The sequence below is a fragment of the Agrobacterium sp. DE0009 genome (assembly GCF_007680755.1).
GTDB lineage: Bacteria > Pseudomonadota > Alphaproteobacteria > Rhizobiales > Rhizobiaceae > Agrobacterium > Agrobacterium tumefaciens_B.
Genome location: NZ_VEIU01000002.1, coordinates 630846 through 652946 on the forward strand (window position 1 = coordinate 630846; position 22101 = coordinate 652946).

Annotated in this window: 22 protein-coding genes; 4 read left to right on the plus strand and 18 right to left on the minus strand. The window is 57.0% G+C overall.

Annotated features, from left to right (window positions below; all coding sequences use genetic code 11):
- Positions 1-105: 105 nt before the first annotated feature.
- The 6 genes from FS804_RS12335 to FS804_RS12360 form a co-directional block, all read right to left on the minus strand.
- Positions 106-2415 carry a GAF domain-containing protein gene (locus FS804_RS12335; protein ID WP_144576818.1) on the minus strand — a complete coding sequence of 770 codons (2310 nt, stop codon included), beginning with the start codon at positions 2413-2415 and terminating at the stop codon, positions 106-108.
- 26 nt (positions 2416-2441) lie between these two features.
- Complete coding sequence (locus tag FS804_RS12340) at positions 2442-2867, minus strand: response regulator (RefSeq protein ID WP_063950225.1); 426 nt, start codon at positions 2865-2867, stop codon at positions 2442-2444.
- Positions 2868-2878: 11 nt separating this feature from the next.
- A complete protein-coding gene (locus FS804_RS12345) occupies positions 2879-3988 on the minus strand; it encodes a PAS domain-containing protein (RefSeq protein ID WP_144576820.1) in 1110 nt (369 codons plus the stop codon).
- A 73-nt stretch (positions 3989-4061) separates the two neighbouring features.
- Complete coding sequence (locus tag FS804_RS12350) at positions 4062-5129, minus strand: lipocalin-like domain-containing protein (protein WP_144576822.1); 1068 nt, start codon at positions 5127-5129, stop codon at positions 4062-4064.
- Complete coding sequence (locus tag FS804_RS12355) at positions 5119-7527, minus strand: ABC transporter permease (RefSeq protein WP_144576824.1); 2409 nt, start codon at positions 7525-7527, stop codon at positions 5119-5121. Before FS804_RS12355 ends, FS804_RS12350 begins: the two co-directional genes overlap by 11 nt.
- On the minus strand, positions 7524-8183 hold the full coding sequence (locus FS804_RS12360; RefSeq protein WP_144576826.1) for an ABC transporter ATP-binding protein: 660 nt from the start codon (positions 8181-8183) through the stop codon (positions 7524-7526). Before FS804_RS12360 ends, FS804_RS12355 begins: the two co-directional genes overlap by 4 nt.
- Positions 8184-8510: 327 nt before the next feature.
- Here FS804_RS12360 and FS804_RS12365 point away from each other — a divergent pair, with 327 nt between their 5' ends.
- Complete coding sequence (locus FS804_RS12365) at positions 8511-9671, plus strand: glucoamylase family protein (RefSeq protein ID WP_144576838.1); 1161 nt, start codon at positions 8511-8513, stop codon at positions 9669-9671.
- Positions 9672-9835: 164 nt separating this feature from the next.
- Here FS804_RS12365 and FS804_RS12370 read toward each other — a convergent pair whose 3' ends face one another.
- Both FS804_RS12370 and FS804_RS12375 read right to left on the minus strand, forming a co-directional pair.
- A complete protein-coding gene (locus FS804_RS12370; RefSeq protein WP_144576840.1) occupies positions 9836-10135 on the minus strand; it encodes a DUF982 domain-containing protein in 300 nt (99 codons plus the stop codon).
- A 70-nt stretch (positions 10136-10205) separates the two neighbouring features.
- On the minus strand, positions 10206-10682 hold the full coding sequence (locus tag FS804_RS12375; protein WP_144576843.1) for an Hsp20 family protein: 477 nt from the start codon (positions 10680-10682) through the stop codon (positions 10206-10208).
- A 319-nt stretch (positions 10683-11001) separates the two neighbouring features.
- Between FS804_RS12375 and FS804_RS12380 the strand changes: the two genes are divergently transcribed.
- On the plus strand, positions 11002-11862 hold the full coding sequence (locus FS804_RS12380; RefSeq protein ID WP_144576845.1) for an alpha/beta fold hydrolase: 861 nt from the start codon (positions 11002-11004) through the stop codon (positions 11860-11862).
- Positions 11863-11984: 122 nt separating this feature from the next.
- On the opposite strand, the gene FS804_RS12385 is transcribed toward FS804_RS12380, so the two are convergent.
- The 3 genes from FS804_RS12385 to FS804_RS12395 all read right to left on the minus strand — a co-directional run bounded on the left by FS804_RS12385 (position 11985) and on the right by FS804_RS12395 (position 14319).
- The gene (locus tag FS804_RS12385) at positions 11985-12833 is read right to left on the minus strand and encodes a GGDEF domain-containing protein (protein ID WP_186376781.1); all 849 of its coding nucleotides are present in this window, start codon (positions 12831-12833) and stop codon (positions 11985-11987) included.
- Between the two features lie 317 nt (positions 12834-13150).
- Positions 13151-13747, minus strand: coding sequence for a hypothetical protein (locus tag FS804_RS12390; RefSeq protein ID WP_246665875.1), 597 nt, complete (start codon positions 13745-13747; stop codon positions 13151-13153).
- A gap of 68 nt (positions 13748-13815) precedes the next feature.
- A complete protein-coding gene (locus FS804_RS12395) occupies positions 13816-14319 on the minus strand; it encodes a PAS domain-containing protein (protein ID WP_144576849.1) in 504 nt (167 codons plus the stop codon).
- Between the two features lie 189 nt (positions 14320-14508).
- Between FS804_RS12395 and FS804_RS12400 the strand changes: the two genes are divergently transcribed.
- Positions 14509-14838 carry a helix-turn-helix transcriptional regulator gene (locus tag FS804_RS12400; protein WP_144576851.1) on the plus strand — a complete coding sequence of 110 codons (330 nt, stop codon included), beginning with the start codon at positions 14509-14511 and terminating at the stop codon, positions 14836-14838.
- Positions 14839-14859: 21 nt separating this feature from the next.
- On the opposite strand, the gene FS804_RS12405 is transcribed toward FS804_RS12400, so the two are convergent.
- The 3 genes from FS804_RS12405 to FS804_RS12415 form a co-directional block, all read right to left on the minus strand.
- Positions 14860-16476, minus strand: coding sequence for a GMC oxidoreductase (locus tag FS804_RS12405; protein ID WP_144576853.1), 1617 nt, complete (start codon positions 16474-16476; stop codon positions 14860-14862).
- Between the two features lie 152 nt (positions 16477-16628).
- Positions 16629-17327: an anti-sigma factor domain-containing protein gene (locus FS804_RS12410; protein WP_144576855.1), complete on the minus strand. Its 699-nt coding sequence runs from the start codon at positions 17325-17327 to the stop codon at positions 16629-16631.
- The gene (locus FS804_RS12415) at positions 17324-17869 is read right to left on the minus strand and encodes a sigma-70 family RNA polymerase sigma factor (protein WP_063950506.1); all 546 of its coding nucleotides are present in this window, start codon (positions 17867-17869) and stop codon (positions 17324-17326) included. The genes FS804_RS12410 and FS804_RS12415 overlap by 4 nt, the downstream gene beginning before the upstream one ends.
- A 186-nt stretch (positions 17870-18055) precedes the next feature.
- On the opposite strand from FS804_RS12415, the gene FS804_RS12420 reads away from it, so the two are divergent.
- The gene (locus FS804_RS12420; RefSeq protein WP_144576857.1) at positions 18056-18844 is read left to right on the plus strand and encodes a DUF4394 domain-containing protein; all 789 of its coding nucleotides are present in this window, start codon (positions 18056-18058) and stop codon (positions 18842-18844) included.
- A gap of 81 nt (positions 18845-18925) precedes the next feature.
- Here the strand turns inward: FS804_RS12420 and FS804_RS12425 are convergent, their stop codons facing one another.
- The 4 genes from FS804_RS12425 to FS804_RS12440 form a co-directional block, all read right to left on the minus strand.
- The gene (locus FS804_RS12425) at positions 18926-19483 is read right to left on the minus strand and encodes a fasciclin domain-containing protein (RefSeq protein ID WP_144576859.1); all 558 of its coding nucleotides are present in this window, start codon (positions 19481-19483) and stop codon (positions 18926-18928) included.
- Between the two features lie 153 nt (positions 19484-19636).
- On the minus strand, positions 19637-20338 hold the full coding sequence (locus FS804_RS12430) for an SDR family oxidoreductase (RefSeq protein ID WP_186376782.1): 702 nt from the start codon (positions 20336-20338) through the stop codon (positions 19637-19639).
- 12 nt (positions 20339-20350) lie between these two features.
- Positions 20351-20881 (minus strand): lipocalin family protein, encoded by a 531-nt coding sequence (locus FS804_RS12435; protein ID WP_144576861.1) that lies wholly within the window; start codon positions 20879-20881, stop codon positions 20351-20353.
- Positions 20882-21034: 153 nt separating this feature from the next.
- Positions 21035-21967 carry an AraC family transcriptional regulator gene (locus tag FS804_RS12440; RefSeq protein ID WP_144576863.1) on the minus strand — a complete coding sequence of 311 codons (933 nt, stop codon included), beginning with the start codon at positions 21965-21967 and terminating at the stop codon, positions 21035-21037.
- Positions 21968-22101 lie beyond the last annotated feature (134 nt).

The following is a 22101-nucleotide window of genomic DNA, read 5'->3' on the forward strand; positions in this document are numbered from 1 at the left end:
GAAAAGCAGATAGCCCCAGAGGTCGCCGACACCTGGGGCTGATACCCTTCGAGTTCACGCAAACCAAAGAGCCTCGCTTATCGCGGGCGCTGTTTATCGAAAATGCTATTGTCCCAGCTGTGAAACCAGCGCCTGCATGGTCACGCGCAGTCCGTCAGGATCGTAATTGACCTCGACGCCTCCGGTTCCCAGGAGGCCCATACGGATCAGCTTCGATCCGAACCCTTTGCCCGACGGCAGTACCACCGGGGGACCATCCTGTTCGTCCCACTCGACAACGAGCGTGCTGTCCCCACCGACGGGTTCGACCCTCCACGTCACGATGACCTTTCCAGCGTCGCTCGACCAGGCGCCATATTTCAGGGCGTTGGTGCCGAGCTCGTGCATGAGAAGCCCAAGGCTGAGCGCAGTCCGCGGACCGATCTCAAGGTCGGAACCTGAAAGACGGTAACGATCCGGAAGGGAAAGTTGCCGAAGCACGGAATCGATCACGGTCATCATGCGCGCTGATGACCAGTCGTGATTGAGCAGGACTTCATGCGCTTTCGAAAGTGCATGAAGCCGGCTGAAAAAGGCTTCCACGGGCGCCCTGTCGGTGACGGGCCGAAGGGTCTGGGTCGCGATTGCCTGAACCATCGCCATCGTGTTTTTCAGCCGATGGCTTATCTCATGGTTGAGAACCTGTTGCTCCTGTTCCGCACGGATCCGCGATATTGCTTCGCGGGTTCGATCGGCAATCGTCCGCACAAAATCCCGTTCTTCTGGAGAAAATTCGTGCGGCTTTTCGTAGTGCACAAACATGACGCCGACAAAAGCGCCCCGTTCAAGGATCGGCACGTTAACAAGGACGGAAATGCCCAGCGAGTTCAAAAGCTCCGCTGACCCCGATGTTCTCGGATCGGCAGCGACGTCAGCTATGATCACCAGTTCGCCACGCTTCAAGTCTTCGATATAGGAACCGTAATCACGAAAATGATGGCGGCCGGCAACGGTGAACATCCCGGCCGCGCGCCAGTCAGGCAGCATCTCCACAGTCTCGGCGATGGGATCGACGATGCCATAACCCGCCCGCGTTGCCCCTTGCAGATTTCGAGCCATAATTTCCGCGGCTGCGAAAGCGACGTCGGCGACCGAGTCGAGTTCGCGGATCTTTTCCCCCAGTTCGAGAAAAGCGAGCTGCCTGTCCTCCGAGAGCTTTTGTGCTGTCGCGTTTCTCGCAACCTTGATGAAGCCGGAAAGATGGGAGGAGTAATGATTGGGCATCGGGCGTATGGTGCCATCGAGAAAGACCCGCGTACCATCGGCGGTGAGATGCCATCGGCGATCAAGTGCAACACCCTCGCGACCCGCCGTGTCGATCTCAAGCTGCGGAATATTCGCCGTCCGATCTTCCTGCGTAAAAATATCTTCGAACGGTCTGCCAAGCATCTGCGCTTCCGACCAACCGAAAGTCTCCTCGGCACCGCCAAACCAGCTGGTGATGCGGTGGTTCTCATCGAGCGTCAGGATGATGTAATCCTTGGCCCCTTCGACGATCAGTCGCAGTTTCGTCTCGCTGTTGCGTAACGCCTCCACCGCCTGCATGCGATCGGTAACGTCGACGAAGATGATGACGAATTTATCGTTGCCGGTCGCCTGCACGTAGCCGTCGAACCAGCGATCCAGGGAGCGGATCTTGCGTGTGAAACGCTTGCTTTGCCTGGTCTCCATCGCTTCGGCGACATCGGAAATCCATTCTTTCTCAAAGTCTGGGAAGACATCGCGCATCGTTTGGCCGGGGACATTATCTCCGGGTAAGCCGAGAAGAACACTCCAGGCCGGATTGATTGTTTCAAACCGCCAGTCGATGATCGATCCTTCGAGATCGCGGATCACGGAGCCGACGACGATGCCCTCTTCCAGCTGTCGAAACAGTGTTTCCCATCGACGCTCGGAGAGGAAGGTGGCAATCTGATTGGAAGCGACACGCCCGATCCGGCTCAGCTGTTCCAGCTCACTCTCGGTCCAGCTTCGCGGCTCTCCGTCGATTGCCGCGAGCGCACCGATGACCAGACCATCCGGCATGGTGACCGGAACGCCCATATATGAAATCACGCCGAGATCGGCGATGGCCAAATTATCCCTGACGAGATGGTGGAGTGTCGCGTCGCCGATGATGAGAGGTATCTTGTCGCGCACCACGTGCTGGCAGAAAGAATGCGTCAGCGGCGTCTCTGCCGCTTCGGCCCATTTTTCCGGAAGGCCGAGATGGGCGATGAAGACCTGCCGATGCTCATCGAGAATGGAAATCAGTGCTACCGGACATTTCAGCCCGGATTTCACAACCTCGATAATATCCTGGAATTCGGATTGGCCCTGAACATCAAGCAAACCAGAATTGCGAACGGCTTCGATGCGTTCAGATGGCGAGTTCAAGGGCAAATCCTATTTACGACGGCGTCTTACACCGACAATGCAGCGAGCAAGTTTGGCGACAACACAAGACTTGGCGGTGCGGTAACCGACTGGTGCTCGCCGTTCACGATGGTGTCGATGAATTCAAGTGCATTTTGCAACCCGTTCATAGTGTAAGGTTTTTCGATCGCGCCAAGGGCCCCCGCGAAATCCTCTGGGATGCGCTTCAGGTTTCCGGAAACGAAAACATAGGGAATTGAACGGGACGCAAGGTGCCGGCCGACATCGATACCAGTTGGACCGTCCAGCAATTGAATATCCACAAAGGCGAATTGTGGAGAGGTTTTTTCGATCAATGAAAGAGCTTGCTTGCTGTCAGCGGCGACGCCCACGATCTCGTGCCCGGCCTCTTCCACTTCACTCTCAAGCTCCATGGCCAGTAAAGCCTCATCTTCAACAATCAAGATCTTCACGAGATATCCTTTCAGTCTTTTACAGAAAGCGTGACCTGGACGTCCGTCCGGCTATTATCGACGGTCCTCACCATCGTTGCACGCAACTGTTTTAGTGATGCTTCCAGCATCTTTTTGCTGAAGGCGGCTTGTTCGCTATCGACGTCAACCGGAACAACGATATCAACGACCCGAATGAGGAAGTGGCCGTTGAGCCGTTTCACTTCCAGATGCAGTTCGCCACCGCCATCATTCAGTCCACGGCCAATCGCGTCTCCAATCAGCTCGTTGATGATCAACGCCAAAGGCGATGCCTTGGTTGCTGGAACCACGACCTCGTGGAGGTCCGTCGTGAGAGTGATGTCGCTCCGTTTCAAGGCACCGATCTTGTCCAGCATCAGGGTATTGGCGAAATCCGCCACATCGAAATGGCCCACATCCTCATCGTTCAGAAGTTTGCGCTGAACGGTGCTCAGCGCTTCGACGCGGTTCAGCACGGACATCAGTGTCCGCTCGACGACCTCGTTGTCTGTCATTCGCGCCTGAAGCTTGACGATGGAGGCGATCGTCAAAAGATTGTTTTTGACGCGGTGATCGACTTCATGGACGAGCGCCGTTTTTGCGCGCAGTGCCTCGGTCAGATCGGCTGTCCTCAGCGCCACCTCTTCCTCGGCAATGTGCCGCGCACGGGCGAGCTCTGCCTCCTTGCTTTTGATGTTGGTGAAATCGAGCTGCGATGCGAAAAAGTAGATGACCGCTCCGGACACGTCGCGCACAGGACTGACGAAAAGCGCGTTCCAGAACTCCGAGCCATCTTTTCGGTAGTTCAGGATATCGATGGCGAGATCCCGTTCCGAAGCGATCGCGTCGCGCAGCTTGTTGACCGCCTCCGGGTCTGTCTTCGGTCCCTGAAGAAGGCGGCAGTTGCGCCCAATCAGCTCCTCCATCCCATAGCCGGTCAGGTTGCAGAAGGCGCGGTTGCAGAAAATGATTGGATTGTCGGGCTGCCGAGGGTCGGTGATGAGCATCGGCATGCGGGTGGCTTTAAAAGCCGCCGCAAAAGGATCTTCTGAAGCATGGCCTGAAACAAGACGCTCTCCGGCGTCTCTAGCGTCCTGCCGGGAGTGTGGGTCGTCTTTCATTCAGCGTCCTGAGGATTATACGCCGAGGAAATGTGTCATCTTCAATTTTGTTCCGACCGTTTAAGAAAAAATCTCAGTAGCCGGTCATTTCCAGATAGCCACTCCCCGAGGTGGTCCCTGTGAAACTGATAGGCCCCTCCCAATAGGGCGTCGAGGTCGCCATCCAGGCCTGTTCATTAAGAGCGGTCGTGTTGATGTCGAGACTGCGGCTCGGTATCTTCAGGTTCCATTCCACAGGTATGGCCCTGCCGTTGACACTTGCGGTTCGCAAGGGTGAAAGCTGCACATCTGCGGGATCAATGGCTGCGGTCGTGCCGTCCGCCGACACCCAATTGGCAGAAACATATCCTTGCCTGTCGTCCCGCAGGCGAAACGCCATAACCTTTTCACCCGTCGCAAGATGGAGGGAGAACCAGTCCCACCCCGTCTGATTTGACGCCAGCGGCTGGGACGACCACTCCCGGTCGAGCCAAGCCCTGCCATTCACCTCGCGTGATCGGCCATCAAGGATGACCGTCCCGCGCACCTCGTAAAATGGCTGGGAATAATAATAGCTTGCCTGGCCTGCCGCCGATTTGACCGAAAAGCCCTTTTCGCCCTGCAAGACCAGAGGTCCTTTCGCGATAAGCCTTAACTGATACTGGAAACCGTCGCCTTTGGCATTCAGATCAATCTTGTCGAGAGGATCGGCAAGTTCACTCGTCGTCGCTTTCATCTGCCAGTTGTCGATCCAGGCGTCGAACGGCTCAGCTTCGACGCCTGCCTGTCCAACACCGCCGCGCGCCAATCTTTCAGCCACGCAATGACGGCTTGCGGTCGTCACTGCCGCATGGCCCAGCCATATTTGCGGATCGGCCCATCCGCCACGCTTACCAGGTTGAAGCGCCGACCGGAAAAGCGTCCATTGCGCACCGAGTTCTTCACCATCGGATGTGCGCAGATTAGCTGTGACGTACCACCACTCGATCCTGAAATCGGGATGCGCCGCATGGTCCTGCGGGAACACCAGCGGCACGCCTCTCCTCGGAACGCTAAAACCCTCCGCGTTCGACCCGAGACCGGCAAAACCCTGCCCGACTGCCGCGCCGGGCATCAGAACAAGAGAAGCGCAAAGAAAAGCGATGATGGGATTAGCGTTCATTGGCAAAGACCCTCAGAAGGTCGGCAGGAGCCGTTCTCGCCAGCCGCCGGATCGGAATGAGAACCGAGATGACGGCGGCGAGCAGCGCGACAACGGCCAGTCTAAGCCATTCCAGCGGGAAGAGCATCATCGGCAGGCGCCAGCCGAATGCTTCGACGTTGATGATCACCAGGAGAACCCACGCCAATACTAGCCCGACGGGAATTGCCGCGAGGAAAGTGATGAACCACAAGGCAAGCGTCCGGAGAAGTTCTAGCCACGCCAGATCGCGACGACGAAGCCCGAGCGCCCAGACAGGAGCCAGCTGTGGCAACCGGAGCGACGAAAGCGTCAAAAGGCTCGAAAACATCGCAAAGCCAGCGACGGCAAGCGTCAGGACGTTGAGCGCACCCGTCACGGCAAAGGTCTGCTCGAAAATGGCCGTCGACTGCCGCTTGAGAGAAGCCTGGTCAACGATATTGCTTTCAGGCAGCCCGAACTCGTCCATCAGCCGCTGCCGGAAGGCGGACGTCTCCTCCGGGGCGATGCGGAGCCCGTAGCGCAGCTTCTCAACGTCGGGATAATGTTCAACAAGGGCTTTGATACCGATGATGACCTGGCCGGTCGGATTGCCGTAATCCGAAAACACACCGACGACGGTGGCGCTCCAGCCGCCCGGCAGGGCGATTTTCTGTCCGAGCGATGCCTTGCCGGACCGCCAGAACTGCTCGTTGACAAGCGCTCCCTGCCCACTCGCAACCTCGTCCCAGGTCGCTTTGGTACCTTGGATCAACGGCCAGTGGTCCCTATAGGTGGCGTCATCGGCGACACCAAAAATCTGCACCTTTTCTCCCGAAATTTCGCCCTGAGTACTCCAGATCGGTAGAACCGCTTTTGTATGATCAGGGAACCATTGACGCAATCGGTCCGCCTCACTCTCATCCCTTGCCGTTACATAAACTTCCGCCGCGAGCCGCTGGTCCAGCCAACCGACAAACGTTTCGCGAAAGCTCGAAACCATGGTTCCCACGCCAATATTGGCCGACAATGCCAACAGCAATGCCATCAACGCGAGCGACAGTCCCGGCAATTGCTGCCGTGTGTCGGCAAAGAACCATTTTGCCAACACATGTCGGGATGTCTGCTCACATGTTTTCAGGGCAACAGCCAGTGACGGTGGGAGGGTAAGAGCCGCGCCCAGCAGGAATGCCGCCAGCACGGCAAAGCCGGCAACGAGACCCTTGCCCCACCAGATCAGCAGGATAGAAAGCGCAAGAAGAACTGCGCCTGCTATGGCCTGAAGCACAAGCCCCTTGAAGGAGGCCATTGCCCAAGCCCTGCTTTGCGCCGGTGACAGGATCGGCATCTTCCAGACACGCCAGAGATGTTGAAGGGAAGAAAGCCAGGTGCCGACCAGCGCCATGCCAAGGCCTGCCAGCCACCATTCCGGCCTGATGGAAAGCGAACCCACAACGCTTGCCCCGTAGAGACCGCCGAGCGTCGCTGCCACGCCAGGCAGAAGCGCCGAGGCAATCACGTAACCCAGCACAACGCCGAAAGCGCCCGAAACGAGCGCAAAGAGCGTGACTTCGATAAAGAGCATGGCCGTGAGGGATGTCAGCGAGACGCCGAGCGATCTCATCGTCCTGAAGGTGCCACGCCGCTGCTCAAACGACAGGCCGGTCGCGGAATAAACGATGAAAAGACCCACAACGAAAGCAAGAAACCCAAATGCGGCAAGGTTGAGATGAAAGCTGTCGGTGAGCCGCGCGACATCCGGCCGCCCACCTGCTTCTCTAATCCTCAGCTCGGGCGCGACGGTCGCAATCGCCTGCAATTTCTGCCCTTCTCCCGCGGAAACGACAATTCGGCTGAGGCGGCCATTGCGTTCAAGGAGACGGTCCGCGGTGGCGATGTCGACAAAGGCAGCACCGTCAGGGATATTTTCCGCCGGTCTCACCGCAAGGCCTGAAGTTTCTTTCAGGCTACCGGCTGTTTCCGGCGACACGATCATGACGCCGGGCGGCGTCATGAATTCGATCAGTCCAGATCGATCGTTGGCGGGCAGAAGCGTACCGTCCGACGGCATCGTCAACGGATCAATTCCGATAAGCCTGATACGCGTCATCCCAAACCGGTGTTGACCCTCAATGACTGGAGAGACATCGAAACCTGCACGCCGAAGTTTTGCGTAAGTCTGCGACGCTATCATGCCCCCGTCCTTTGCCACCAACTGATCCAGCTGGTTTTGAGACAAAACGGAGGCAGCCCGGTCATAACTCGCCCGCGCCTCGGCATTGATGGCCTGCACGGCGGCCCAGAGAGCTGTCGCGAGCGCCACGCCCATCACGAGCGTCATCAGCTGAACAGGTCGGTAGCGCCAATGCGAAAGCAGCGCGTTGAAGGCGGATAGGTTCATTGCGAAACCTTCCCGCCGCTTAAGGTGATCCGCCGATCAAGCTTCGCGGCAAGCCGGCTCGAATGGGTGACGAGCAGAAGTGCTATATTGGCCGACTTCGTCAGCCGAAGCATGATGTCGATGACGACATCCGCGGTCGCCTCGTCCAGATTGCCGGTTGGCTCGTCGGCGAGGATCAGTGCCGGCCGTGCCGCAAGGGTTCGTGCGATTGCAACCCGTTGCTGTTGCCCGCCCGAGAGCTGCTCTGGGTAGCGCCTCAGCAGCGTTGCAATTCCGAGCGCTTCGACCAGCGTCTTTTCCCACGTCGGATCATGGCGGCCCGCAAGCTTTGCATGGAAAGAAACATTGGAGCCAACATCAAGGCTCGGTATCAGATTGAACTGCTGAAAAATCAGACCGACATCATCTCGGCGAAATTGCGCCCGGCCCCTGTCGTCAAGATCGGTGATCTTGCGGCCGCTTACCATGATGGTGCCGCTGTCGGGAAGATCAAGGCCGCCAGCAAGATGGAGAAGCGTGCTTTTGCCGCTGCCGGATTCTCCTGTCAGGGCAAGGCTTTCACCGGCATCGAGCGATAGCCCGACACCATTGAGCACCGGAATGACACCTTCAGCCGTTTCATAGGTCTTTTTGACGTCGGAGATGAAGAGGATCATGCGGCTTCGGTTTCCCAACTCGTGTTCTGCTCGGTGACATGCGTACGGTCATCAACCAAGCTTACCCTGCGATGTTCCCGCTACGCGATGTCGAAGCGTGATGGATTTTGCCAAGCGACCGTAATTCAGCCCTGCATGTCTGCACATTTGGAATCAATAGCCGAGTCGGTTAAGCCTGTGTGCGGATCTGCTTCCGATTGTGCTGCGGATCACCCGAGGTTGGAAGTGACAGACGAATTTTCTGCTCAGCTTGATGGCTTGCATCACAGCACTTTTGATTATTTCTGGTCCGGCAGCCATCGCGAAAGCGGACTTCCGAGGGATCGAATGAGTTCGGACGGAGAGCCGATCCATGAGGTTACCTCCATATCCGGTGTCGGCTTCGGATTTCTGGCGCTGATCGTCGGTGTACACCGTTCGTGGATCACGCGGCAGGAGGGAATTGATCGGGCAAATCGAATGCTTCGCTCTCTTCTTGCGATGAAACGATTTCACGGCGCCTTTCCGCATTTTGTGCAGACATCAGGAGGCAAGACCATTCCGTTTGCAAAGTTCGACGATGGCGGAGACCTCGTTGAAACGGCGCTTCTGGTCCAGGCGCTGATCTGCACACGCGAATTCTTCGGCGAGCCGACGCCAAGCGCAATCGGTCTGCGCCAGTCCGTAGCCGCCATCGTTGACACGGTGGAATGGGACTGGTTCACACAGGGCAAGCCCGGCCCGCTCTTCTGGCATTGGAGCCCCCGGTTCGGCTGGGCGAAGAACCTGCCGATCGTGGGGTGGAACGAGGCTCTGGTCTGTTATGTTCTTGCCGCGGGATCGGCGAAACATTCGATCGATCCCGCATCTTACCATATCGGATGGGCGCGCAACGGCGACATCAGGAATGGTGCATCCTATCTGGGTGTCCGGCTGCCGCTCGGACAGCCATTCGGAGGTCCGCTTTTCCTGTCGCATTACTCCTTCTGCACGATCGATCCGCACGGATTGCGGGATGCCTATTGCCAGGATTATGTCGAGCAGGCGCATGCTCATAGTGTCATCAACTATCGCTATTGCAGCAATCGCTATGCGCCTGCTGACGGATGGGGGCTTTCCGCTTGCGATGGCCCCAAAGGATATATCGTCAATTCGCCGACGGAAGATCACGGCATCATTGCAACGACGGCTGCTCTCTCAAGCATGCCGTTTCTCCCGGCACGATCAAAACAGGCGGCGATGTCCTTTCTGCAATGGCGGGAAGGCAGGCTAATGGGTCGTTTCGGCCTGATGGATTCCTTTGAGCCATCGACTGGATGGGTTTCAAAAACCCATCTCGCGATCAATCAGGGCCCGGTCGTGGCGATGATGGAAAACTATCGCAGCGGCCTGATATGGGATTTGTTCATGAACGCGGCTGAGGTGAGGAGCGGCCTTACAAGGCTCGGTTTCCAGACGGAGAGGTATTCAAACGGAGCCGACATGCAGGAAACGCAGCAATCACCATAAGTCACCTCGCCTCGCTTGACCCTATCAGCTGCTGACCGGGTGCCGGCTCGCTTCAACTCGGCGCAACGCCGCGCATATCTCGCAATCTGAAGTAAGAAGCCAGCCCGCGGGCGCTCGAACCGCGCGCCCTGTTATAATCTCGTTGACGGGCGTCGAGGGTTGCCTCAGGCGAGGCGTGGATCCTTATCCCGGCGCGAACCAGTCGAGGCGATAAAGTTCGTCTCCGGCGCCAATAAATCATGTTTTTGCGCGAAGGCGGCAAACAGCCCTCTGGCAGTTTCCGCTTCGATCTCACCGCGCAGTGCTGCTCCGCACGCCTTGAGCGCGACCGAATGTGCGCTGTCTCTAAGCGCTGTCGGCCATTCTACGAGGTGTCGGTAAGCATCGATGACGCTGCGCACCTGGGCGGGATAGCCGAGACCAACAAGAATTGAAACAGGTTCTCTGAACATATCGGGTTTCATTGCTTCCTCCTTCCAAACCCGTGATGTCGAAGGCGCCGCGGCCACGGCGCCCTCATTGAAAGCTATAAGCTTACGCGGCTTTTTTTGCTTCGATCTGCGCAGGAGACGATGTCGAGCCAAGCGCGGGCGCGGTCTCGATGGTTATCCTCCGCGGCTTCATTTCCTCGGGAACCTCACGGACGAGATTGACGGACAAAAGACCGTTTTTCAAATCTGCTCCGCTGACCCTGACATGATCGGCAAGCTCGAAACGATGCTCGAATGACCGGCCGGCAATGCCGCGATGCAGATAGGCCTCTGCGGCCGTCTCCTGCTTTTTGCCGGTGACTGTCAGCAGATTGGATTGAAAGGTAATGTCGAGATCGTCCTGCGCAAAGCCGGCAACCGCGATTGCAATCCGGTAGCTGTCATCGCCCGTCTTGACGATGTCGTAGGGCGGCCAGTCGCTGACCGAGCGGGCGCGCTGCGCGTTTTCGAGAAGATTGAACACCCGGTCGAAACCGACGCTGGACCGGAAAAGGGGGGAATAGTCAAAAGATGTTGCCATAGCCATATCCTCCTTGAAGCAACATGGGTACGGAGCGCCAAAGATGGCGCTTCCAGCAGTGCCAGCCCTGTCATGAGCGGCCGGCGCGTATCGATTTGGTTTTGGACGCCGCGAATTCAAGAGCCGCCTTTAAAAAATTTCGAGGGCGGCGGTCGATTAGAGCGTGAAGGTTCAGCAGGTGGCGTTTCTCATCCCCGAACACGCCCAAATGCGTCGTTCAGGGAAAGCCCCCTGGCGTTTTCCACGTCTCATACAACTGGACATCTCTCGGAACCGGCAATCACGAAGATCGTTCAGCATCTTATTCAAGGGAGTGCGCATGTTCGAAGATTTCAAGCTTGAAATGATCAGGTTGCCGGAGACAATGCTTCGTGTGCGACATGGCGGAAGTGGCCCACCTGTTCTTCTGCTGCACGGACATCCCAGGACTCACACCACCTGGCACAAGGTCGCTCCTATTCTTGCGAAGAATTACACGGTAATTTGCCCAGATCTGAGGGGGTTTGGAAAGTCCGGCAAGCCGGCTGACCCCTATGATTATGAAGCGTCTTCCAAACGGGCCAAGGCCCGTGACTGTGTCGCACTCATGGAGCACCTGGGCTTCGACCGATTCTTCCTGGCAGGTCATGACAGAGGCAGCTACACCGCGTTCCGCACGGCCATGGATCACCAGGAAAGGGTGAAAAAGCTGGCCATCCTGGATGGGATTCCGATCCTGGAAGCATTGGAACGATGTGACTTTCGTTTTGCCTCACGATGGTGGCACTGGTTCTTTTTCGCGCAACATGGCAAACCCGAGCAGGCCATCCTCGCTGATCCCCTGACATGGTACGGTGGCAACGAAGCGTCCTTGGGGCGCGAGAACTTTGCGGATTTCTGTTCGGCGATCCGGGATCCGTCGACGGTTCAGGGTATGCTTGGCGACTATCGGGCCGGTGTCCGGGTCGACCACCTCCACGACCGCGATGATCGGAACACCGGAAAAAAGCTGACTTGCCCGCTCCACGTGTTGTGGTCGATGCAGGACGACCTTGAAGAACTATATGGAGATATTCGGGCAATATGGCAGCCTTGGTCAACACATCCGGTTTCAGGGCAAGGAATAGACAGCGGGCACCACATGGCGGAAGAGGCACCTTCAGAACTGGCGCAGGCCCTCACTTCGTTCTTCGAGGCATGAAGCGAGGGTCAAATGCTGCTAATACTGTCAACGGAGAGCCGTACCTCCGTCGCCATAGGAGAAAGAGGTCGACGTTGACACCGACTGTCCGTCGCACGGCTTTCTATCTCAGTCACCTCAAGTCATTTTGACTGGGCGCTCTTCACGAGATTTCTACCGCCGTGTTTAGCCTGGTAAAGCGCGGCATCCGCCCTCAGAAGGAGTTCCTGGAGCCTCTCGTTCTGTCGAGCTTCAGCGACACCGAAACTGCAGGTGATGCGCCCTTTTGCCAGTGGCTCGACAACACATTCGGCGACGGCGTTACGGAGCCGTTCAGCCACGATCAGTGCCGACGCCATGTCAGCCCTGGGCAACACGATGCAAAATTCTTCGCCGCCGATCCTTGCCGCATAATCATAGGGGCGCAAGTGATCCTTGACGGCCTCGGCAACCGCCATCAGCGCCTTGTCGCCGGTCTCGTGTCCATATTCATCATTGATCCGCTTGAAGTGGTCCAGATCGAAGAGGATGATGGAAACCGCGTCATCCGATCGGCTGGCCTGGGCCTGAATAACCGGCATGCGTTCCATCAGCGCCCTGCGGTTTCCGAGCCCCGTGAGAAAGTCCGTGCTTGCTTGATGCTTGAGCTTCCTTGTCAAGTCCTCGACCTCCAGCAGCATGGACCGCGCAATATCGGTAACGGTGCCGATTTCATCAGCGGCAGACGCTGGCAGGGTCAGGATCGTTTTGTCGTCGGGATAGCGTTTCAAAGCCGATGCAAGCCGGTTAAGTGGACTGATAAGTCGCCAGATCGCGTAAAGACACAGAACCGTTCCGACCAATGTCGCGCTGAGGACAAGACCGAAAATCGACAGGGCGCTTGGTTGGAAGCCGAGCGACAAAAAGGTAACGAGCGCAATGAGCGGCACGTGGACGCTGACGAAGCAGACAAGAAAAATCTTCGCAACGATGGACGATTTGATTTTATTCAAGCGATCCTCGAACATCAATTTGGCTATCTATCAGTTGCCTCTTATTTAGGTAAATTGCGCGCACCGGCCCATTCTGCTTTTCGATGGGCAATATTTTGGAGGTGGAGATGTCCGTATATGTCACCATAAAGCGGCTGCACCTCCTCTTCCGGCATCGCTGATCGCGTTCCGCGTGCCAGGCCGCTATCATGAAAGAAAAAACTCCCTGACTGGAACGTGGGGCAAGGACCGCCGGCACGGCCCGAGCAAGTCTTGGGAACCAAATCAGTCAATAGATGCAGGGTCCTATGGACGGGGCGCCTCATAGGCCACGACCGTTAAGGACATGTATCCGGCAATCCACTCAGTCCCTGTGTCATATGCTTGAACTGCGGCTTTTCGCCGTTGCCTGGAAAGTGCAGGACATAAAGACTGTCGAAATCATCGCCTGACCATTTGGGGATATCATCAGGGTCTCCGCCTTCAGCCTCCATCAACGCCCTTGCGACTTTGACCAGTTTCTTGTGCTCCCATGCGACCAAGGTAACCCGGTCTGGGTGTTCGGTAGGGTCCAAAGCGGTCACCAATTCTTTGACGTCCTCGTAGCCTATCGACGTTTCCACCGGCAGGCCGTTTGCAATCGCTGTTGGCTCGATTGTCGCCAGCGGTCGGACATAGGCATAGCTCTTACCAACATCTTCTTTTTGCCGGGATGGATCGGGCGCAATGATGCGGTCAGGCTTGCCGAACAATCGGGTGAGAACTGCCGGCAGAGCCAAGGACCTGTTCAAGCCCCGGCAATTTAGCTGGCCCAATCCATTTGACGGCTTTTCTCCGTGCCGAATAAAGACGATAACGTGATCGTCCTTGCGGACCTGTTCCGCCGCAACGATGGCACCAGCGCCAGAGATGAAGACGCTTGCCAAAAGCAGCATCAGTAGGTTTCGCGTAGTGATGGAGCCTTCGACGCCCGCATGGAATTTTAATATTCTTGAGGTGCGTGTCATGAGCCAGATACGAGTGCCAGGGCCGACTTAAGATAGCGCGCAGCAAGATCGTCACCGTTTCGGTTTGCAATCTCATAGGCTGCACGACAATGCGCTTCAAGCGCACTGGAGCCAAATGTAACGTCCGGCATGACGGCATCCATGACAGCCCCGGTGAACACCGACGGCTCGCCGTTGCTGTCCCTCAGACATCGCCCATAGGCGACAAGGCATTTTCGCCCGCCATTTTTGAGCTGCACGGCGTAAGATGATGCGGATGTATTACCAGAAATTATTGCTTCATGAGTATTACGGGCAATCATCGCCCTATCCTCCTCAACGATCCTTGAGAGGATGGTCTCGACAGGCATGCCCTTAACTAAATCCTCAAGTGGTATCTCGTAGAGCGACGCGAATACCGCATCGGCAAAAAGAAGGTTGTCGGCAAGAACCCAGCTGAAGAACCCGATGGAATCGCTCAAACCGCCGACATATTTGATGTCATCGTTGAAGTCGCGCATCTCTTTTCCATTGCTGTCAGTTGAACCTATGACGGCACTAAATGCATAACTTGCCCGCCTTAAGTTTGTTGCATAGTATGGGAAAGCTCAGAGTTGAGGGCAAAGCGCAGCTTGGCATATCTGATCGCTACTTGTCCCAAGTTGATCAAATGAGGTCAGGACAAGGTTGAACAGTTCCGGATCGGTACCATGTACTCAAATTCTTCCAAGGCCAGATTGTTATCCAATCTCTCAAACGAGGTGAGGCTGGAGATTTTGTCGATCATCTGCGACAATGAAAGCTCGGTTGGCAATCTGGCCGAGCGACTGAATATGAGCCAGTCGGCTATCTCACAGCACCTTGCCAAGCTTCGCCGCGATGGACTAGTCGCGACGCGCAAGGACGGCCAGACGGTTTATTACATCTGCCGAAATCCCGGCGTTCAACGCGTCCTTGATATGCTGAGCGAGATCTTCAGCCCCAGTTTTGAAAAAAAGAACGGCTATCCCCTGGCGCATCCTCGCAAGAGCCGCATCTAGGCGCCGCAGGCACCTGTCATTTCAGGACTTGGCCCACTCGATAGAATGGACAGTTCTGATTGATTCAGCGAGGTGGTCCGCCAGGCGCATGGCAAGGGCCACTGCCGGCATTGTCGGGTTTGCGTGGCCACCAGTCGAAAAGACGCAACTGCCGGCGACGTAGAGGTTATCGGCGTTGTAAACCTTGCAGTCGCTGTCCACCACCCCGTTCTCAGGCGATGCAGCCATTCTGGTCAAGCCGATCTGGTGGAACCCGTCATAAGCCTGGTCGCGCAGCGCTTGCCTGCGCTCCTCCTCAGCATGGAGATAGTCTAGCCGCCCGAGCTCATTTTTTCTTAGCCATTGGTCGAGGAACACATGAGATCGTTCGATCGACTCAAGGTCTTCTTCGCGAACACGATAATCAATGGTCACCGCAGCGCGGTGATGCTCGCCCTTCGACGGAGATGGCGTCACGGCACTTGCCGGATCCGGGGCCTGTTCAGCGTGATAGCGCAGGAGGTATCGCCGGGCCGGGTTGACTAGCGGCGCTTTCCGATTGCGGCGACGGAGTTGCCTTACGGTGTCGCGCAGGTCATTGAGCGCCCGCAATGATGGAACGAGATTGCGCAGATGATCGCGATAACGAACGTCCCTGCGCAAAAACGACCCGGCAGCTTTTCCGTTTGCCAGGAACCGGTATAGCCCGGTCAGTTGCAAGATGAGAAACAACGCGGAAAATCCTGCCGAATGATGCAGGGCATTTGAAATCGACACGGTATCGAGCCAGAAGACGCAGTTGAGCAAACCAAGCCGATGCTGCACATACTCAGAGAGTTGCAGTCGCCGTCGAAAAACACTGCCCTTTGGCGTCTTTTTGAACGACAGCGCATCGACAACGGCATCATCATGAAACTCTATCATGGCGATATAGCCGGTCAGATGTCCCTGATAGTAGGCGCCAAGCGTGCGTGAAAGCCTGCCGGGATATGCCCTGTTCAGCTGTTGCAATAGGCGGGCGTTTCCAACGCCGCCGGCTGCAAGGACCAACTTGGTGACGGGAACCCGTAGTCTCCCCTGCAGACCTTCGAGATGGAGGTGGCTTGCAGCGCCCGAAGCGTCGAGCTCGATCGAGGTCGCCGAAGTGTCGGGAAGAAAGTGGATGAGTTGCGAACCTTCGATTTTCTCGCGATATATGTTTGCGAGCTCAGGCTTCGAACTCCACCATTCCATGGAATCGGCATGCACTTCGCCGAGTGGTAAAGGGTTGCTTGTCACAACCGGACCCGGGCCTTCAACATTCAGAAAATCGAGGGCGTCGTCATAATACCGACCGACAGCATGGTGCGGGATAGGCCAACCCGAGTTTGGGACATGAGGCCGTTCGATAAAATCGATGTCGTCAAACCCAACACAACGCCCGCCCCAAAGCGATGAAGTCCCGCCGAGACCACTAGCCATCGAGGAGGCCCGAGGGGCGTGGTGGTGGTTGGTTGCGTTCACCACTCGACCGCCGTTATCGTGTTGTCCCGCCTCGACCAGAAGAACGCCGATACCCTGTTTCTCCAGGCGAAATGCAGTGGCTAGTCCCACCGGCCCAGCACCAACGATGCAAACCTGAAACGGTAATGATGTCACGTCCTGCGCACGCGTGATCATGGAGCCTGACTTCCCGGTATCATCCCTACACTAAAGGGACAGGGGGCACGAGTTGCAACGACCAGATTTTACCACTCACTTCAGGCGAGCGGCCACAAGCCGTTCAACATCCGGGCAACATCGAGATCACATGTCACACTTTGCGGACAGTCCTATCGTGGCATCCGGGCAAATCCCTTTGCAAGAATTGGCCCGGTGGGTTTGCCGGTTGGCGAGCCACCCGCCTGCTCGAGCGTGATTTCGTAAAGCTGGTCGGTTCGGGGGGCAGGAAGTGGAGGCCCTTCCAGCTGCGCGGAACGCACGCCCTCGAGCAAACCGAGCGAAACGGGACCAACCTCCTTCGAGGGCAACGTCCATAGCTGGATCGTCTTGTCGTGCGGCACCGCAAAATCGGCCAGCATCCGCACCGTTGCCCTCTCGTTTCCGAAATCCTCAACGACAGCCTGCACCTGACCTCTTTCGTCAAGGAGAACCGCGATCACGAGGGGATCGGAAGGCCGCGCTAGGCTGAAGGCGAGACCGATGGCGAGCAGCAGGCTTGCGGCGATAGCTGAGAGAGCGACGCCACGCCAGCTATTGTTATCATTTGCGGACCTGGGCGACGCGTCCTGGGCGGGAGCGCTTTGCTGAACCAGGCGGGCTTCGATTTCTTCCCATAAGCCTTCGGTATTTGCAGCAGGTTCAACCGCGGTATCAAGGGGAAGAAATCGCTCCCGGCTTCTGGACACCTCCGCGCGCAGGGCAGCATCATGCACCAGTTCAGCCTCGATTGCTCCGACGTCCTTTTCATCCAGCAAGCCAAGAACGTAATCATCGGCAAGATCGGCACTGTCTTTTCGGTCAATTGTCATGCCATGCACTCCCGCAGGGCGATGAGGCCACGCCTTATCCAGGACTTTGTCGTTCCGAGCGGAATGGATAGCCTGCCGGCGATCTCACCGTGAGAGTATCCCCCGACATAGGCCATCAAGATTCCCTGACGTTTCGTCTCGTCGAGGTTGCCGAGACATTCATAGAGCCGTGAGTTCCGATCCAGTTGCTGCCATGCGGCGATCACCTGTGTTGCGGCTTCACTATCCCGAAGCATGTCGACGTCCTCAACGGTCAGTTCGCGGCGCGTATCGCGGATAAGGTTGAGGGCGCGGTTGCGGACGATCGCGTAAATCCATCCCCGCGCAGATCCCTGATCGGCGCGATATTGATGCGCATGGGTCCAAATTCGCACAAAGCTTTCCTGAACAACCTCTTCGGCCAGCTCGCGCCGCCTGACGATGCGCTGGGCTACCGCGACGAGCCGCCCGGCCTCGCGATCGAATATCAACCGCAACGCATTTTTATCGCCTTTCGCGCAGGCAGCGAGCGCCCTGTCGAGATCGTTCGGCACGGAGCCCATCTGCATCCTATTCCTTTCCACGTGGTCGGGTGAACGGCGACCGCTGCATCATACCCATCAGACAAGTTAATGGATGCATCTTAAAATAATTTTTCCCGCCTGCATCCAACTGCGCGGGCTGCCGTGTCCTGAAACCGGAGGCGTTCGAACGACGCCTTCAGAATGGTTCAACAACGGGAGAAGCACATGCATATTATCCGCCTCGGTCTCATCGCATCCATGGCCCTCGCGGCATCGGCAGGTTTTGCCGTAGCGGCGCCGGTCCTTGGTCTCACAGGAGACAAGACCCTCGTCATGTTCGATACGCAAAAACCTTCGGTTACGAAGTCCATGGAGGTGACCGGCGTCGAAAAGCTCGTCGGCATCGACTTCCGCCCGGGCAACAAGACCGTCGTTGGTGTGACATCGGATCATCGTATCGTCACAATCGACCTCGAGACCGGCGCTGCCACCGAGGTCGCGAAGATGGACAAGACGCTCACCCTTTCCGATGCACCTGTTGTCGTCGACTTCAATCCCGCTGCAGACCGTCTTCGTTTCATGACGGGCACGACGAACCACCGCGTTCACCCTGACACCGGGGCAGTCACGGTGGATGGTTCACTCGCTTATGAGGATGGCGACATGCATAAGGGTGAAACGCCGAATATCGTTGCTGCGGCTTACACGAACTCGATCGGCAAGCCCGAGAAAACCGCGATGTACAATATCGACGCCACAATCGGGGCGCTGATCCAGCAGACAAAGCCAAATGATGGAACGTTGAAGTCGATCGGCAAGCTCGGCCTGAAGGAAACACCCGCAAGCTATGCATTCGATATCCACGGAGAGGAAGGCGGCAAGAACACTGCCTTTCTGGCCGCGGGTAATACGCTTTACACCGTCAATCTGGACACGGGTGCTGCGACTGAAATTGGTGCGATTTCCGGCGCTGACGGCCGGATTCGCGACATCGCCATCCTGCCTGCAACCTGAGACACTGTTGCGGCAACAACGCGAGATGACAAAGGGCTGGCTCCGAAACCGGAGCCAGCCCTGTTTATCAAGGGTTTACCGTCACATCTTAGGAAGCAGGACCTTGTCGATAACGTGAATGACGCCGTTCGACTGTTTCACGTCGGCGATTGTCACATGGGCTACACCGCCAGTCTCGTCGGTGAGGGTGATCTTACCTTTGCTCTCCTTGGCTTTCAGAATACACCCGCCCACTGTCTTCACGTCGTGGGTGCCTTTGTCGTCCTTGATCATCTTTGCAATAGCCTTTGACATGGCGTCAGCCGCAACGACGTGACACGTGAGAACCTTGGTCAGCTGTGCCTTGTTCTCAGGCTTCAAGAGATTGTCGACGGTGCCCTTGGGCAGGGCCGCAAAAGCTTCGTTCGTTGGTGCAAAAACCGTGAAGGGACCCTTGCCCTGCAACGTTTCCACCAGGCCGGCGGCCTTGACGGCTGCGACAAGCGTCGTGTGGTCTTTTGAATTCGCGGCGTTTTCAACGATGTTTTTGTTTTCATACATCGCGGCGCCACCGACTTTCGGATTAGCGGCGAAAGCGCCAGTCGAGATGGCAGAAACGATTGTGGCAAGCGCAAGCTTCTGTATTGCAGACCGGATCATCGTAACGTCCTCTTGTTCAATTGCCCCGACGCGGATTGCGCGCCTCCTCGGGCTAACACTCCTTCATTGGAGCGAGACAAAAGACGAAAGGACTGACAGAAAAGTTTCAGGAAATGATGACCCGCCGTTAAAATCGTTTTGCGGGACCGAAAACTACCACTCGATTCTTGAGCCGTCATAGGCAAAGAACTGACCGGTCTGCTCTGGCGTGAGGGCGTCTATCGTCTGGAGGAGGCGCGCGGCAGACTCTTCCGGCTCGAACCGATCCTTTCCCTTTGAAAACGGCTGCGACAAATCGGTCGCGACCGTTCCGGGATGAAGTGCCACGACAATAGACCGTGGATTGGTGCGCCCGATCTCGATTGCTGCCGTTCTTATGATTTGGTTCTGGGCCGCCTTGGATGCCCTGTAGGAAATCCACCCGCCCAATCGGTTGTCTCCGATCGAGCCGACGCGTGCGGACAGAGAGGCAAAAACGCATTTTTCTTCGCGCTTCAAAAGCGGCGCGAAATGTTTCAGCAGCAGGGCTGGTCCGATAGCATTCACGGCAAACTGTTTGGCCATCTGCAAAGGGTCGATTGCCTTGATCGACTTTTCAGGGCCAACACCGTCAATGGTCAAGGCGCCGGTGGCGTTGAAAATCAGATCGAAGGACCCGCGCTGGTCTCCGAGACGGCTCGCGGCCGCGGCGACGCTCGCCTCATCGGTAATGTCCAGATCGTCCTTGCTACGCGAGAGCGGCAGGGCAACCGCGCAGCAAGCATCGGCTTCAAGGAGGGACATCAAGGCCCCTCCGACGCCGCCGGATGCGCCTATCACGATCGCCCTGTAGCCGTCCGCTAGGGAATGCAGCATCGATATACCCTTTCAGCGTTGAGCGGGAAACTCAAGCTTGCTGACGTCATAACCCAGCGCGCGCGTTTTCGCGATCATTCCTTGGAGCTTGGCTTTGGAGGGTATGCCACGCGCATAAATCCACACGTCGTCAGTGGAGGGGTTGGCGCTGATGAACCAGGATTTGTCCGGGGATTTGTACAGAACCCAATAGTTAAACGTGATGAGAAGCGGATAACGCACCCGCATCCTGGCATTCGCGGCGCCAAAATCCTCGATCTTGCCGACACCCTTGATGGTTTTCAGTCGGCCCTGCGGAGAGCCGACCCGGCAGCCGTCTTCCACCAGGACCTCGTTTGCAGCGCTACCCTGCCGGTAGGTCGAGTAGCCGGCGACGCAGCCGTCCGTCAGCAGCATGGGCATGCGGCCGATCTCAAGCCACGTACCGCGGTAGTGATCAATCCCCACCGGAACCGGCTTCGGGCTGGCGGCGACGGCGGATTGGGCCGATAGCGTAACTGCGAACGTTAACGCTCCCGCCAACATTTTGATACGCGTCTGCATGAACTCCTCCTTTTGATGGCGTCGATAGGCCCAGGTATCCGCCCGCCGTCGCGTTATACCCCGACAGCGATCAAGGACGAACGCTGGCGCCATAGAACGCATCGGCGTCAAAAAGCGTTGCACATGCGGGCCCAATCAGGTCAGCGACAAACCCTATTTCGCTGACGGTCCCGCGATGACGGATTTCGCCCTGATGCGCGCCGCCTTTCTGTAAGCCCTGGGGGTAAGCCCCATCTCCAGTCGAAAGTAACGATTGAAGTTCGACAGGTTGTTGAAGCCCGCCTCGAAACAGATATCGGTAATTGATGTCTCCGTCTCGGCAAGCAGGGTTCGCGCCCGCCAGACGCGAACCGATCGGCTATAGTCGGAGAAGTTCATGCCGGTCAGGCGTCGGAAGGCGCGGGAGAATGCCGAGGGCTCGAAGCCAACCAGTTCGGCCACTTCCTGCATCTGGGCGGCCGGGTTCGATTGGAGGATCTGGATCGCCTGATCGATCCTGCGATGCCTGCGGTCAGACACCTGGTTATAAACGGATATGAAATGTTCGCTTGCGAGCAAGCGTTTGTCGGCGGCTGCCTCGATGTCTTCGAGAATTTCCAGAAAAAGCCCAAGCCCGCCGCGGTGTCCCACCGCGTGCAATTTTAGGATTTTGGCACCGATCAGGAGAGCGTCTTCGCCCAGAACCTCGATGCCACGCTGTGCCAGAGGTTTAAGCCGGTGAAGGACATCAAACTCCGGACAGACCGCGCGGATACCGATCAGCGCACCCGCGTCAAACTGCAGAACCATGTCTCGACCGGGCAACGGGGGCGCGCCCGGCGTAATCCAGTTATGGGGAAGGTTCGTCCCCGTGAGCACCAGATGCCCCGGGCGGAACGGCCCGATGTAATCCCCTACATAGGCAAAGCCTGTAGCATCAGGAATGAAGTGGATTTCCCATTCTGGGTGGTAGTTCCAGATGCAGATCGGATTGGGGTAGTCGTCCCTGCGGATCAGATAGGACGCCCCTCCTGGCAGAACGATCTGCTCGCGTGTGGCGGAGAAGGTCTCGGAGACCGATTGCGGAAAGTCCGATGCAATACGCATTCATCTGCTCATGTTATGGCGCACAAATGTCAAGATAATACCAGTTCTGTGATTGACGCCAACTAGTTTACGCGTCTCGCTTGCGCAAATCTGGCCCGGTCGATGGCACGGGAGTTGCCACCAAGGGAGGACAT